This is a genomic window from Alkalinema sp. FACHB-956 (genome assembly GCF_014697025.1).
Taxonomy (GTDB): domain Bacteria; phylum Cyanobacteriota; class Cyanobacteriia; order Leptolyngbyales; family Leptolyngbyaceae; genus Alkalinema.
In genome coordinates this window covers 101,695-114,889 of record NZ_JACJRC010000015.1, presented here as the reverse complement: position 1 = coordinate 114,889, position 13,195 = coordinate 101,695, and the positions used below count along the sequence as shown (strand labels likewise).

The 13,195-nt window shown below is 48.8% G+C and carries 13 protein-coding genes; 7 read left to right on the top strand and 6 right to left on the bottom strand.

Going from position 1 to position 13,195, the window contains the following annotated elements; genetic code table 11:
* Window positions 1–264: 264 nt before the first annotated feature.
* Window positions 265–1,401 carry a helix-turn-helix transcriptional regulator gene (locus H6G21_RS16305; RefSeq protein WP_190574485.1) on the top strand — a complete coding sequence of 379 codons (1,137 nt, stop codon included), beginning with the start codon at window positions 265–267 and terminating at the stop codon, window positions 1,399–1,401.
* Here H6G21_RS16305 and H6G21_RS16300 read toward each other — a convergent pair.
* The 3 genes from H6G21_RS16300 to H6G21_RS16290 all read right to left on the bottom strand — a co-directional run bounded on the left by H6G21_RS16300 (window position 1,398) and on the right by H6G21_RS16290 (window position 3,730).
* Window positions 1,398–2,237, bottom strand: a complete 840-nt coding sequence (locus tag H6G21_RS16300; protein ID WP_190574484.1) for a YwiC-like family protein — start codon at window positions 2,235–2,237, stop codon at window positions 1,398–1,400. The genes H6G21_RS16305 and H6G21_RS16300 overlap by 4 nt on opposite strands.
* A 449-nt stretch (window positions 2,238–2,686) precedes the next feature.
* The gene (locus H6G21_RS16295) at window positions 2,687–3,241 is read right to left on the bottom strand and encodes a GNAT family protein (protein WP_190574483.1); all 555 of its coding nucleotides are present in this window, start codon (window positions 3,239–3,241) and stop codon (window positions 2,687–2,689) included.
* Window positions 3,242–3,283: 42 nt separating this feature from the next.
* Window positions 3,284–3,730 (bottom strand): CopD family protein, encoded by a 447-nt coding sequence (locus tag H6G21_RS16290; protein ID WP_190574482.1) that lies wholly within the window; start codon window positions 3,728–3,730, stop codon window positions 3,284–3,286.
* Window positions 3,731–3,914: 184 nt separating this feature from the next.
* On the opposite strand from H6G21_RS16290, the gene H6G21_RS16285 reads away from it, so the two are divergent.
* Together H6G21_RS16285 and H6G21_RS16280 are read left to right on the top strand one after the other, a co-directional pair.
* The gene (locus H6G21_RS16285; RefSeq protein ID WP_190574481.1) at window positions 3,915–4,160 is read left to right on the top strand and encodes a hypothetical protein; all 246 of its coding nucleotides are present in this window, start codon (window positions 3,915–3,917) and stop codon (window positions 4,158–4,160) included.
* A 68-nt stretch (window positions 4,161–4,228) separates the two neighbouring features.
* Window positions 4,229–4,468, top strand: coding sequence for a hypothetical protein (locus H6G21_RS16280; protein ID WP_190574480.1), 240 nt, complete (start codon window positions 4,229–4,231; stop codon window positions 4,466–4,468).
* A 34-nt stretch (window positions 4,469–4,502) separates the two neighbouring features.
* Here the strand turns inward: H6G21_RS16280 and ric are convergent, their stop codons facing one another.
* Both ric and H6G21_RS16270 read right to left on the bottom strand, forming a co-directional pair.
* Complete coding sequence (ric, locus tag H6G21_RS16275) at window positions 4,503–5,219, bottom strand: iron-sulfur cluster repair di-iron protein (protein WP_190574479.1); 717 nt, start codon at window positions 5,217–5,219, stop codon at window positions 4,503–4,505.
* Between the two features lie 92 nt (window positions 5,220–5,311).
* Window positions 5,312–7,621, bottom strand: a complete 2,310-nt coding sequence (locus tag H6G21_RS16270) for a nitric-oxide reductase large subunit (protein ID WP_190574478.1) — start codon at window positions 7,619–7,621, stop codon at window positions 5,312–5,314.
* Between the two features lie 344 nt (window positions 7,622–7,965).
* On the opposite strand from H6G21_RS16270, the gene H6G21_RS16265 reads away from it, so the two are divergent.
* On the top strand, window positions 7,966–8,697 hold the full coding sequence (locus H6G21_RS16265; protein WP_190574477.1) for a Crp/Fnr family transcriptional regulator: 732 nt from the start codon (window positions 7,966–7,968) through the stop codon (window positions 8,695–8,697).
* Window positions 8,698–8,713: 16 nt separating this feature from the next.
* On the opposite strand, the gene H6G21_RS16260 is transcribed toward H6G21_RS16265, so the two are convergent.
* A complete protein-coding gene (locus H6G21_RS16260; RefSeq protein ID WP_199307264.1) occupies window positions 8,714–12,013 on the bottom strand; it encodes a hypothetical protein in 3,300 nt (1,099 codons plus the stop codon).
* 136 nt (window positions 12,014–12,149) lie between these two features.
* On the opposite strand from H6G21_RS16260, the gene H6G21_RS16255 reads away from it, so the two are divergent.
* The 3 genes from H6G21_RS16255 to H6G21_RS16245 all read left to right on the top strand — a co-directional run bounded on the left by H6G21_RS16255 (window position 12,150) and on the right by H6G21_RS16245 (window position 13,173).
* A complete protein-coding gene (locus H6G21_RS16255) occupies window positions 12,150–12,476 on the top strand; it encodes a hypothetical protein (RefSeq protein ID WP_190574476.1) in 327 nt (108 codons plus the stop codon).
* 119 nt (window positions 12,477–12,595) lie between these two features.
* Window positions 12,596–12,868, top strand: a complete 273-nt coding sequence (locus tag H6G21_RS16250) for a CopG family ribbon-helix-helix protein (protein WP_190574475.1) — start codon at window positions 12,596–12,598, stop codon at window positions 12,866–12,868.
* Window positions 12,859–13,173, top strand: coding sequence for a type II toxin-antitoxin system RelE/ParE family toxin (locus H6G21_RS16245; protein WP_190574474.1), 315 nt, complete (start codon window positions 12,859–12,861; stop codon window positions 13,171–13,173). Before H6G21_RS16250 ends, H6G21_RS16245 begins: the two co-directional genes overlap by 10 nt.
* The last annotated feature ends 22 nt before the right edge of the window (window positions 13,174–13,195 follow it).

The window sequence follows — 13,195 nt, the reverse complement described above, 5'->3', positions numbered from 1 at the left end:
GAGAAGCAAGGGGAAATTGAAAAGCGGCGATTGCCCATTTTAAGAGGGATCTGGCAACTACTAATGGTTTATTTCTTGACCAGTCAGATTCATTGCCTTCTGAAACCTGGAAAATAATGCCTGATTTAAGGGATAACCGTTTGGCGCTGCCGGGTCAATTCGATCTTTGACCCAGGTATATATGAAAGGTTCGTTACAATGTCTGGAGTTTTTGGTTTGATTGCGAGTTAATTACAGTATCCCCACCATTAGGTGCTGCATTCTATGGAAACTCTGACATCGCAAGATACTCAGCAGCTTTTGCATGCTATTCAAGATCTCTATGCCCTGCATGACCTGAGTTCTTTTGGTGTGAAAGCCCTGGAGATTGTCAATCGGTTGGTGCCCAGTGATGTGCCAGAGTTTCACATGACGAATGCGCGATCGCATGAAGTGTCTCGTGCGTTTTTGCCTGATCATCCTGGTTTTACGCCGGAAATGGATCAAGTCGTGAGAAGTCACTGGGGAGAACACCCCATCGTCCAGAACATGCCACTCACATTCACCGGAGCCTATAAAATCTCAGATTTTATGACTTCTAGGCAGTTCCATCACTTAGAGGGGTTGTATCAGCAATATTTGGGGGTTGTAGGCTGTGAGGATCAGATGGTGATGTTTCTACCGCCAATCTCCCCTCAGAACTGGAATGAGTATTTGCAAGCAGATTTGTCTATGGCTGGAATTGCCCTGAATCGCAGCCAACGCAACTTCACCGAGCGCGATCGTCTCCTGCTCAATCTCCTGCGTCCCCATCTGTTTCAAGCTTATTGCAATGCTCAACGCTATCAACAAGTGCAGCAACGTTTAATCCAATTGCAACAATTATTGACTCATATCGGGTTAATCATTTTAGACACTTCTGGACAAATTGAATGGATCACTCCACAAGCTAACCAATACTTAGAATCCTACTTCGGTAAAACACTAGAACGAAGTCAAGTTCCTACTTCACTTTGGGCTTGGATCAGATATCAAGTCGCTTCAACTCAAACATCAAATCAAACCACATCCTTTTTACCCTTACGCATTGAGCAGAATGATAAACAATTGGTGATTCAGTTAGTTGTTGAATCGCTACAAGGACGTTATCTCTTATTACTGGAAGAACACACACTCTCACTCCTGCCAGTACTAGAGCTATTAGGCTTAAGTTCCCGCGAAACCGAAGTGTTATTTTGGGTGATGCGAGGAGAAGCGAATCAAGCGATCGCTAAACATCTTGATGTTCACCCCAGCACCATCCGCAAACATCTGGAGAGTATTTATCACAAGTTAGGTGTGCAAAGCCGCACCGAAGCGATCGCTCAGGCTTTAGACAAGTTAGGAATGCTCCCTTCCCTCACCAGCTTGCAGTCCAGCTAAGCAAGACGAGCCGGGAGAAGTGAGAGTGCCACAATCAACAAAAATATCAGGGCAGACGTGGTTTCTAGGATGGCAACATTTTGAATCGGAGTAGTGCGATACCAGTCCTGCCCTATGAGAATCAAGCCCAGTTTGAGCAGCGCGACCCCAAACCCAATTGCTGTAATCGGTGCCAGCCAGCCAATGAACCAGAGTCCGATGATGATCCCAGTGGAGATCGCATGATAAATCAACCCTGGTACGAGTGATGCAGTTCTGGGCTTACGCAGTTTGACGGTAAAAATGGAACTACTAAAAAACAGCGTATTGAGGAGCCACAACCCCAACACAGATAGCGTCCAGGTTCCCGTTACAGAAACATAGGCGACCGGTGCCGCCAAACAAACAGCCGCAAAGGTGAGGAGTTCGTTGGCAAATGATTTTTGTTGCCGATAGAAGACCGAAACTGCATCAATGACAAGAGCCACGATCGCCCCCAGGTACAACCAAAGTAACAGGGGCGTTTGCAGAGATAGGTAAACCGCAGTGCCGAAGGCAATGCCACCATAAAAACCACCCCAAATCAGAAACCGAGGTTTCCAACTGCGGCGCTGCTTAATCTGGAGCGTCAAGGGATGCTCAGCTTGAAACCCTGCAAAGGCACAGATGAGTGCCAGGGTCGTTGCCCAAGTCCATTGCTGGGCAGCAGCGGCACCCGTCAGGAAGGACACAGATAACATGACATAAACCCCATGCTCTGGCGAGAATATCGGGTGATACCAGTCTGGGGCACGGGAAACAGCCTTTTCAGACTGGGCAGCAGCAGGTTGTGAGAGGTTGGGTTGAGAAGGTGTCATAAACTAGATGGCCTGCGCGATCTGTGACTTGAGCCGTTCAAAATGCCCTGCTATTGCCTGGTTCGTTTTTTCAGACAATTCAGCATTTGCTGTCTCACAGCAAATGCCCAAAGCTCAAAATTGTCCGAAGTAATTGTACCGCCTGAAGGTTTAGCTTTCTGGATTGCCATAATTTTCTGTGTTTTATCATCCATACTGTTCACCGCTCTGGAGGTATCCTTAGGCTGGCAAAAATCTGAAGATTTAGAAACATGAATTATGCAAAAATTACATCATCTTAATGTCTTAATTGCATAAATATTTTCAACTTGAACTATGCTCTCGGCTGAATCGGTTTCAGCAGTTAGTTCTAATCTCCCCATGCTTACTTTTATCGAAAATGCTGAACGCATTCATCATTAATGTCCGACTTATTTGCCCTCTCAGTCGATTAAAGCCAGTGTTCATCCCTATTTTCCCTGCCATTCCTCGGCTAACACACTGAAAAGGAGTTGATCATGGAGAACTCCATCCAGAAGTTGGTGCTGCCGCAGACAACCATCTTGCCGAAACCCTAGCGATCGCAGTAACGCGATCGAGGCGTCATTAAATGCGCCGGTATCGGCCATGACCTTGTTCAGCCCTACGACTTGAAATAGGTAATTGATCAAAAGCCACAACCCTTCTTTTGTATAGCCTCGGCGGCGGTAGTCTACCCCCGTGAAGTAGCCCACCCCTACCGATCGATTTTTCGGGTTGAGGTTGTATAAGCTAATCTCGCCGATGAGTTGATGGTCGGTGGTGCGGCGGATCGCAAATACTGAGAGAACGCCCTCCTGTAACCGTCGTTGGCGGTCTGCTAGAGAAGGGTGTTGAATGGCTTTAGATGTCAAGTAGGAAACGTCGATCTGACTTTTCCATCGGTGGATGATGTCGAGATCTTCCAGTTGCAGCAGGGCTAAACAAACACGCGAACCTGTTGGGATGTGCCATTGGCAATAATCCAACTTTTCAGCATCAAGCATAGCTAGAAAGGAAGATCCGCTTCTTAAAGTCGCGGACTACCTTTATGACAGTCCGCCCAACCGAATTCCGGCTCCGATGACAACAAACAACACGGCCAGGGTAGTTACACCAACAATATGATAAGCCAGGGAATTGAGGTTCTCTTTGGTCAGGTTGGGGATGATGAAGAACCGGGCATGAATCGCCAGCGCTAAGGTTCCCAGCAAGCCAAGCAACTTCATTCCAATATATTGCGACAGGTACGAGTCGAACGCTAAAAAGTTCTGGAAACCAGGAAAGTAAGTCCAGGTAAGCCATAGCCCGGTAATCACTTGTAAGAGGAGGGACAGTAGCCCAAAGCCCTCGAAGTGTTCTTCAAATTGATGGATGCGATCGTGGTCACGGTTTTTTAAGGCTTGAGGGAGCACTGTGACAGCAAGCACCAGATGTCCACCCGTCCAAACCGTCGCTCCTAGAGTATGTAGAATCACCAAAAGCTTGAACAGCATAAGCGTTTACCGATGAATGTTAATTATCAACTATGTCAGGATTTGTTAATTTATTCTGGGCTGTCTCGCAGATATTGAGCCATTCTGTAAAAATAGATACAGAAATCATTTGACTTACTTCTTCTCGATCTCACTGGGAAAAAGTAACTTGGTGAGTTCAGTGACTTTGAGCTGGAGAAAGCCTATGTCCCTTCAGACAGCCTTAGATTATGCCCCAGCATCCCCACTAGAACGGGCGATCGCTGCTGGTTGGAACCCCGTGTGCCACATCACCTACAACCGGGATACCTGGGTTAGATTGCTCCAAACCCTCAGTGACTATGCCTTTGATGAAGCGAAATTGCTTTGCCAGGAGTCGCCCACAACCTGGGTTGCCTGGGTTCCAGATCACGGGGAGATGATCTTAGATCGCAGCGCTTTCTATTGTTAGGTCGCACAGGAAGGATCTCCACTCTGCACAAGTTAGGAGTGACGGTTTTTGAGGCGATCGGAGTGAGCATGAAGAATACCGAATCACTCATTGACTGGGATGAAATGTTTGAGTACTTACCAGGGACTACGGTAGAACTCAAAGCAGCACCAGGGATTTTGTATCAAATTGATTATTACGAAGCCATGCTGGTGCCTCCTATTTGGTTAGTGAATGATCCGCGTCCACGATATCCCCATGAGTTGCGGATTGTGTCGCGCCGAGAGGTGCAGGTCTGTGAGTTGAAACCTCAAGCTGCAACGGTGTGACGATCGAAGCAGTTTGAGGCTATTTTAGGTTTGGCTAAAAGGCTATTTGTTGTTCCAGGGCGATCGCACGCGGAAACAGCACATTATTTTCCTTGTGAACGTGCTGGTGCATATCTTGCTCAAAGGTGTGCAAGGCATCGAGCAGCGCCCGATAGGTATTGCAAGCCCACTCTGGCGGAGTGAAATCATCGGTGAGTTGCCGCAATTCGCGCAAGGCTTCCCCAGCTTCATCGTGTTCCAATTCCATGCGATGAATCGGATTGGCAACGGTGCCACAGTGGAAGGTCGGCAGGGTGTCGCTGGCTTCTAACTGCCGAATCATGGGAAACAGGATTTGTTCTTCTTTCATCAGGTGGGTTTTCAGTTCTGCTGACAGCGCCAGAAAAATGCCTTTGACTTGAACCAATCGGGGTTCTTTGTCGCCATGAACGGCAGCCACTTTGGTCACCATTTTTTCTAACCGAGGCAGCTCGGTGTGGAGGTAAGCATGATGGATGCGCTCGATGTGATCGGCTAATTCCGTCAAGGAGAGATCCGTGAGGTTCACCTCTGGCGGGGGAGTTGTCGCCGCCCAGGTTTCTAGCTCAGTCAAGAAGGTTTGTGGATCAATTCCCCGCTTGGCACACGCCTCGGCTAGGGTCTTTTGCCCACCGCAGCAGTAATCGACCTGAACTTGCTCAAACAGACGCGAGAGGGCGGGGTGATCACGGACGATAGCGCCAACTGTGTCATTGATTTGAATGATCGTCATTCTACTTTTCTCCTTTTAATCAATTCGGGAGACCTATGCGGTTGAGAAGGACAGGTAGCCCGATCGCAAAGCGAGCTACCTATTTAAGCCACTTAGTGAACGGAGGATTCTGCCATTAGATGATCGGTCGGCTGAGCTTGGGTTGGTTGGTGGAAAATGCCCACCACAGCTCGCCCGACGCAATATACCAGCATCATCGCTCCCACCGTGAAGATGATGTCTCCGGGGATGCGGAGCCACACCGTCCACTGCATCCAGGGGGAACTGATCACCTCAGCACTGCGGGCATACCAAGTGCCATGATTGACTGATTGCACCAGTTGATAGAAGCCGTTAGGAATCAAACCGCACACCATCATCACGACCAGTCCAGTATTAATCCACCAGAAGGAGAAGTTGAGGTTCTTCTCATCCCAGGCGCGATCGGGGGTAATTTCTCGCAGCGCAAACAGCATCAGGGCGATCGCCAGAGAACCATACACGCCATAGAGAGCAGAGTGGGCATGAATCGGCGTGGTGTTCAACCCTTGAGAGTAGTAGAGGACGATGGGTGGGTTAATCAAGAACCCAAACACACCCGCGCCCGCTAGATTCCAGAAACAGGTGGCAATAAAGAACTTGAGCGGCATCCGATAAAATCCTTGGGCTTCCTGGGAAAGCTTCAATGACTTCACCACTTCAAAGCCAATCAGCGTCAGCGGCACCACTTCTAGCGCTGAAGCAACAGACCCCATAGCGGTGATAAATACGGGTGTTCCGGCAAAGTACAGGTGATGCAACGTGCCAATCACACCGCTACCGAGATAAAGAATGGTGGTGAGATAGGTGGCACGTAGGGCGGAGGAACGCTTGAGGAAACCAAGCTCACTACACAGGTAGGCGATCGCCACGGTTGCAAATACCTCAAAGAACCCTTCGACCCACAGATGCACCACCCACCAGCGCCAATACTCCGCAATACTTAATGGCGTATGGTTGGTGTACATCAATCCCGACGCATAGAACAAAGGAATGGTAATGGCACTGTAGAGAAAAAAGTGATTCAATCCAGTTTTGCTGCCTTCAGCTTTTAGAGCGGGTTTGAGAGCGCGAAACATCAGCCACAGCCAGAAGACCATGCCGCCAATCAACAGCAGTTGCCAGAGACGACCCAGTTCCACATATTCGTATCCCTGATGCCCAAACCAGAAGCTCTTGTCGCCCAGGTAGCCTTGAACCCCAGCCCAAGCACCAATGAGGGAACCAACGACAACGACGGTCAAGGCGACCAACAACGCACCATTGCCCCAGGCTTGGAACTTGGGTTCATGTTTGCCGAAGCGCGGTCCAAAATACAGTCCTGCCGCTAGCCAACAGGTGGCAATCCAGAAGACCGCCAGTTGCAAATGCCAGGTGCGCGACGCAGCATAGGGTAAATACTGTTGAATTGGCACGCCATAAAAGCCATCGCCTTCGACAGCATAGTGCGCCGTCACCATACCCATGAGGATTTGCACAAAGAACAACGCCATGGCAACCCCAAAAAATAGGGTCGTCACCTTCTGGCTGGGAGTCGCAATCCGAATCGCTGGACGAGCCGCAACGGGTTGCACCTCTTCGGCATCTTCCTGGGTGAGATACACGAATAGAAAGAGGGCGATCGCGGCAATCAACACAATCACCGAGACAATCGACCAAATTAAAAACTGACCAGGAGCCTGGTTGCCAATCAGATCGTCATGGGGAAAGTTGGCTGTGTACGAGAACGGCGCATTGGGACGATTTGCGGATGCAGCCCAGGCTGTCCAGGTAAAGAAAGCCGTGACATCCCGAATTTGCGTCTCATCTGTGAACCACCCACTGGGAATGGAATGAACGGCTGATCCTTGAGATAGCAACGTGTGGTACTCATCAAAGACCTTTTGGAGTGCCTGAGTTTGTGCTGAAGTTAAGGTCAGCGAACCAGTATCAGCGTCGTAACGATTGGTCTTAAATTCATGCTTGACTTTTGCCTGGAGAGTAGCGCGATCGACTTCTGATAAGGCTTCTAAATTGCTTTGATTAAAACCTGAATCACCGTTGTATAACACGCCAGCCGTTGCCAAGCCCCAACGATGCAACACATCCGCTGTCCAGTCGGGAGCCAAATAGCTCCCATGCCCCCAAACACTACCAATGTGTTGTCCACCTCTTGCTAAATAGGTTTCCTGCCCCGATTGAATGTTTTCTTGGGTCAGAATGATTTCTTGCTGTGGCGATACAACCGTTGCTGGAATGGGGGGGGCGTTTTTATAAATGGCAGCACCCGCCGAAATTAAAACCGTAAAAGTGACTAAGCAAATCAGCACCAGCCATGCTGGAAGGCTGAACTGCCGAGGGCGCTCACGAGCCGTCACCGCAATATCAAAGGTTGGATTTGCCATAAGTGCCGTTTCAGTAGGTTATCAACGAGGATGGGATTGAACAGAACGAGGCTCATGCGATAATTCTCAGAATCAACTTAAGGACATGATTGTATGTATCTGCTCCCACAATCTAAGTGCCTCGCATCAAGAGTAGGCGAACCCAGCCTCAGAAGGCTTTGACTTAAGTCAAAACAGTTCTTGAAAGATTCTTAATTTTGGGATGGTGTTAAATTTGTTTAAACAAAATCAAAGTTTTATATGCAAATCTCACAAAAATCAGCTTTTCAAGCAGGCGCTCAATTCTCCAAACTTAAAATAGTTCCAAGATTGGGTGAAAGTTGTGATCCAAAAGTAATAAAGAGATGGCAAGCGAACGTGATCTAAGCAATTGGTTGCAGGGAACGCTGGTTTTTCAGGGTTTATCAAGGTCACAACTGATTCCCATCGTTCAGATTGCTCAGGTACAGTCTCTCAGCAAGGGAGAACTGCTGTTTAAGCAGGGCAGCGAAGCCACAGGCTTTTTTGTTGTTAAAAGTGGACGTGTAAAAGTCTTTCAAGTGTCGCTCACGGGCAAAGAACAAATTCTCAATATTTTTGAGTCTGGAGAGAACTTTGCTGAAGTTGCTGCCCTGGATGGAAAACCCTTTCCCGCCTCAGCCGCCACATTGGAACCGACAGAGTTGATCTTTTTTCCCCGCAAGGCATTTCTAGACTTACTCCATCAGCATCCTGACATTGCAATCAATATGCTGATCAGTCTTTCGCAACACTTGCGACATCTTACGGGCGTAATTGAAGAATTATCGTTTAAGGATGTACCGCAACGATTAGCCTCTTACTTACTCAAGTTGAGCCATTCTGGCACTGGTGGGTCTTCTAAGCGATCTCATCCCACTAATGTCGTGACACTTGATCTAACCAAAAGTCAACTGGCTTCGACGCTGGGAACCATTCCGGCAACTCTCTCTAGAGCCTTTTATTACCTCAGCAGTGAAGGATTAATTGCCGTGAATAGCTCACAAATTGAATTACTGGATCGCGATCGCTTACAGGAGTTAAGCGATCCGACAAAACAGGATTATTCTCCTTCCTAAGAAGAACTTTAGCCGTCTAAATTAATTCAGTACTTGTTCTACTAATCAATCCTAGCTTCCTTGTCTTCCTATCAGAATGCATTGGTCGCTCCCTCTCCACCAACATCCCCTCCAATTCACCAGCAGAATCCTCTGACAATGGCACCGTTTCCTCACCCGTATGCAGATTTCCTCGACAAATCGTGCGCCTCGCTTCATTCCGAACAATAAAGTCACCTGTGGGTTGAACGTAGGCAGTCCATTGGTCACCTATCTTAAACTGAGCAATTTCAGAATCACCTGACCGCCGCTGTTCATAGGTTGTGGCTACGGCTGTCACCAGTCCTGAAAACATCTCCCTACGCCATTGATCTCTATCCAGTTCAGAACTTTGAACAGCTTCGGCACTAGGGAGGACTGGCTCAGGAAGTTGAATGGAATCAGGGTTCAACTTCAGCACCACACTGGAACCTTCAGGACGTAGATTAGCTTCAAAAGAACTCCCGATCGGTAGCTTAGGGGTATCCGGTGAGAAGGTGCCCAGGTTCTTATCGTCGATCTGGACGATCGGGGTGCCGTTATAACGGTAGTACTCTGGATGCGATTCCGGCAGTTCAAACTCCCCTACCTGAATGCTCACAGTTTGATTGCGCCATTGCTTACTGGCAAAGTTCTCCCTAGCAAAGTCATTGTGGCGGATGCCCAAAACCTTAATCTCATCGAACTGAAATGCCTGAAGCTGCTGACAAACTTCCTCTGTAAACAGGTTGTATGCCAGTGCCCCTACTCCTGAGTCCTGCCGCGATTCTGCCCAGATGTGATCAGCAGGAGGAATAATTCGCAAATCATCGGGTACATGAAGCGTATCCAGATCATTGACGTTCTGAGCGAACTTAGCCTCTAGCTTCTCAACCAAACGGGGCGGAAGATCTTTGAGCGCAAACTCAATCATCGGTAGCTGCGGATGAATCATCGCATCAAATTGAATGCCTTTTTGCTCCAGGGTTTCCTTCCACCGAATCGCATCCGACCCAAACGGTACACTCAACACATAGGCATCTCTGGGTAGCGCTTCACTGGGTACTTCATAGCCATGCTGAAGGGCAAAGGTGATATCCATCTGCTCTGCCAATGCCAGGCAATCCCGACGATGTCGATCCATTTCTGGGCGCGTGTGCTGGGTATACCAGAGTGCCGCAGCTCCTTCAAACCGTTCCTTTGGAGTCGGAAACAATTCATTGATTTCGGCTCGATAACTGTCGTAAAGCTTGCCCAATTCCTCATTGAAAGCATCCCGGTCTTCTCCCACCCGTTCCTGAATCTCATCCCTGGCTTGCTGGAACCGGGTCTTCAGTTCCTCTGCCCACTCCAACGCATCCACAGACAAATCATCTTTGGGAAATAGATAGCGGAACTCATGGCGATCGCGGCTGCGAATCCGAGTCGGCTCCCACAACGGATTGACCACCTCCCTGGCAAGAACATTGATCGAACCGGGAGCGTCCGCAGGCATGGCAAAACTGCGATAGAGGCGATCGTCCTTCTTAAAGTCAAAAAAGTGACTGGGATGAGATTCTGACCAGCGTTTTGCATCCGAAAGCAGATTCTCCCCTTCGATCTCCTTGATATCCTCCAACCGCTCTGCACTTTTGGGCGCATCGACCTCGACCTGAAGTGCCTGAAACAGACGGTTAAGCAGTTTACGTTGACGGCGCTCAAACCGCTCGACATTCTCCCCTTCCCCCGGCATCGACGATTGCACCCGCCCAATGTTGGTTGCCACCAATCCCACCTTGTTCTGATTCGCCGCCGCCGCAATCTGAGCCAGATTCTGGTACTTCAAACCACCCTCATCGGTGACAACTTCGCTATAAGCCAGCTTAGGGCGTTGTTTCACCGCTTCAAAGCGTCCTGGCTCGCCCGCTCGCAGCGTTTCTTTGGCAAGATTAGGCAACTGGCTGGCAGGGCTAACCATGAGTTGATCACCATCGAAGTCTGCCTGATGATATTCCTCCGCATCTTTGGGATTTATCCAGATGACATTACGAGTTTTTTTGAGTTCCGGGTCGTGGCTGTTGTGGTAGAGACGAATATTGTCTGAGTTAACGATCGGGTAGCGGGTCAAAATCACATCACCTTCGGGTAGATGAGGCACACAAACCGTGCCACGCGGTAAATCATCCGATGGCATTGCCATACCAGAACTATGACTGTAGCCGCTCTTAATCGCTAAATCTCGCCATCTACCTGCCACATAATCCGTTGCAAACTTCCAAAACTTGGGCGTTTCAACCAATTGCCCATATTTGTCGCTTCTTAGCAGTGAAATCCAGCGAGATTCCTGCACATGGCTGTTGGCATTACCATCCTCATCCTCAAATTCTTCTTCCGATCGCTCTTGTCGCCGTTGTTGTTCCTTGTCGTATTCCTGCACGATGTACCGCGCCAGTGCCAAAGGATTTCGCTGTAAATCTGCCAAAACTTTGGCTTTTTTCTCAGTCGGCTGCTTCAAATCCTGCCGCACTGCATCCTCGGAATACCAGATGGTAAATTGCCAGCTATTGTCGTAACTGGTGGCTCTGGCATTGCCCCGGTTGCCCATGGCGGCTTGCGGAAACTCATAATCTCCACAGGGAATCAGCGCATCCAATCGGGCCTTTTTAATGCCCTTGATCGACGATCGATCCATGATGATGTCATAGCCCTCTGCCTCAGTCAGTCGGGCATCGGGCAGTAGCGTTCCCTTAGATAAGAAACTGACGCGAGGGCAGCTTTGCTCGCTTCCTTCTGCCCATTGCTTCCTCCAGGCAAATCGGAATTGAAACGGGCAATTTTGCTCACCCCCTAATTGACGAGCAAGTTGCGGCGAAATCTTACCGTGACAATCTCCAGTCTTGTAGTGGGAATACTCCGGGTCATTGAAATCCACAATTTTGACCCGCAGGTTCTCCAACGTGTCAGACCCTTTGTAGCAGTTACTCACTAATAGAGAACCATACCGACAAGCGGCATCCGGCTCTGTTGCGAACAATCGACGGATGTTCTTACGCAAATCGTCATCTGCAAAGTAGTAACTGTTGCCAGAACTAAATGTGAGCCGCCGCGAAGTGCCATCGGCAAAACTACGCGCCCGCAGATGATTTGCATCAGGATTACGATTGTCAATTTTTACGAGCAGCAGAGATTGCAACTCCTCTGGCTCAAACATCTGTTCCAGCAAAGAGTTTTTAATAATCTCCGGCTCCGACAAATACCGTCCCTTGCCGTTGTTGTGCGCCCCATCAAAAATCGGGATGCTGAGACCGGAACCCTCAATGACCCGCGTGGCCAGATCCATTACCTACGGTTCATGATATAAACGTACTACCATCTAACTTAGAAAGCGCTAGACTGTTTTTTGACGTTTACACAAAGCAGCCATGGCAAAATCAGCCAGGTGGCTATTCTTGAATTGAACAGCAAGGAGGATAACGATGCCGTGGCACATTAAGCGTCTGGAGAACGGTTTGCTGGTTCAGGAATATGATCAAGAACCCGATGATAAAAGCGAAGAACTCCTGACCCCAGATGACAGGACTCAAGATGAATGTCACCCGCGCTTTGCCCATCTGAAACCTGGGGAAAGTATGGTGCTACCTGATGAACCAAAAACCACGACTTCTAGTTCCTGGCATCCCAGCCAGTATGAAGATCTGGGCGAGTTTTTGAATGGTGATCCAGGGGCAATCGATAAGTTGGACAGTGGCAGCCGATCGCGCCGCTACAACTGGCGCTATTACGAACCCGACGAATCCTTTTAAGGCGTGTTTGATGGCTTGAGAGGGTGGCGAGGGCGATCGCAGCTAGTGAACTCACATAGTGAAGACATTGTATACACTGTATTCTCTACGCTAGAATGGGGGAAATTTGGAGAACACTGATGGCTCAAAGTGAAGTCCTTACCATTCGATTAGCTCCAGAATTAAAAGACAAGCTGGATGCTTTAGCGCAGAGTACTCGGCGTAGTAAGTCCTGGCTGGCAGCAGAGGCGATCTCCTTCTACATTGAGCAACACCTTTGGCAAATTCAAACGATTGAAGAAGCGATCGCGTTGGCGGACAGTCCTGAAGCCGAATGGGTAGAGGGTGAAGCAGTGGATGCGTGGTTGGATACCTGGGGAACAAAGGATGAAAAGCCTGCTCCATGCACATAGTATTTCTTTCGCTTGCAGTAAAGGATTTAGCAGCTATTCGTGCCTACATCGCTGAAGACGATCCAGAGGCAGCGAAAGCGGTCGCTTCCCGGCTAAAGCAATTGATTAAGCGGCTTTCCTCAATGCCCAACCTGGGTAAACCGGGACGAGTTTTTGGTACCAGAGAACTGATAACTCCCAAAATTGGTAAAACAGCTTACGTCGTCGTTTATCGCGTCAAAGAAATACGTCTAGAAATTCTGCGGATTTTGCCAGGAATGCGAGATTTAGACAGTTTGCTGAATGAGGAATTGCCAGAAACATAATCAGGAATCACCGTACCTATGC

Coding starts and splice junctions, on each gene's coding strand:
- H6G21_RS16305 (WP_190574485.1), top strand. CDS start 265: ATGGAAACTCTGACATCGCAAGATACTCAGCAGCTTTTGCATGCTATT.
- H6G21_RS16300 (WP_190574484.1), bottom strand. CDS start 2,237: ATGACACCTTCTCAACCCAACCTCTCACAACCTGCTGCTGCCCAGTCT.
- H6G21_RS16295 (WP_190574483.1), bottom strand. CDS start 3,241: ATGCTTGATGCTGAAAAGTTGGATTATTGCCAATGGCACATCCCAACA.
- H6G21_RS16290 (WP_190574482.1), bottom strand. CDS start 3,730: ATGCTGTTCAAGCTTTTGGTGATTCTACATACTCTAGGAGCGACGGTT.
- H6G21_RS16285 (WP_190574481.1), top strand. CDS start 3,915: ATGTCCCTTCAGACAGCCTTAGATTATGCCCCAGCATCCCCACTAGAA.
- H6G21_RS16280 (WP_190574480.1), top strand. CDS start 4,229: ATGAAGAATACCGAATCACTCATTGACTGGGATGAAATGTTTGAGTAC.
- ric (WP_190574479.1), bottom strand. CDS start 5,219: ATGACGATCATTCAAATCAATGACACAGTTGGCGCTATCGTCCGTGAT.
- H6G21_RS16270 (WP_190574478.1), bottom strand. CDS start 7,621: ATGGCAAATCCAACCTTTGATATTGCGGTGACGGCTCGTGAGCGCCCT.
- H6G21_RS16265 (WP_190574477.1), top strand. CDS start 7,966: ATGGCAAGCGAACGTGATCTAAGCAATTGGTTGCAGGGAACGCTGGTT.
- H6G21_RS16260 (WP_199307264.1), bottom strand. CDS start 12,013: ATGGATCTGGCCACGCGGGTCATTGAGGGTTCCGGTCTCAGCATCCCG.
- H6G21_RS16255 (WP_190574476.1), top strand. CDS start 12,150: ATGCCGTGGCACATTAAGCGTCTGGAGAACGGTTTGCTGGTTCAGGAA.
- H6G21_RS16250 (WP_190574475.1), top strand. CDS start 12,596: ATGGCTCAAAGTGAAGTCCTTACCATTCGATTAGCTCCAGAATTAAAA.
- H6G21_RS16245 (WP_190574474.1), top strand. CDS start 12,859: ATGCACATAGTATTTCTTTCGCTTGCAGTAAAGGATTTAGCAGCTATT.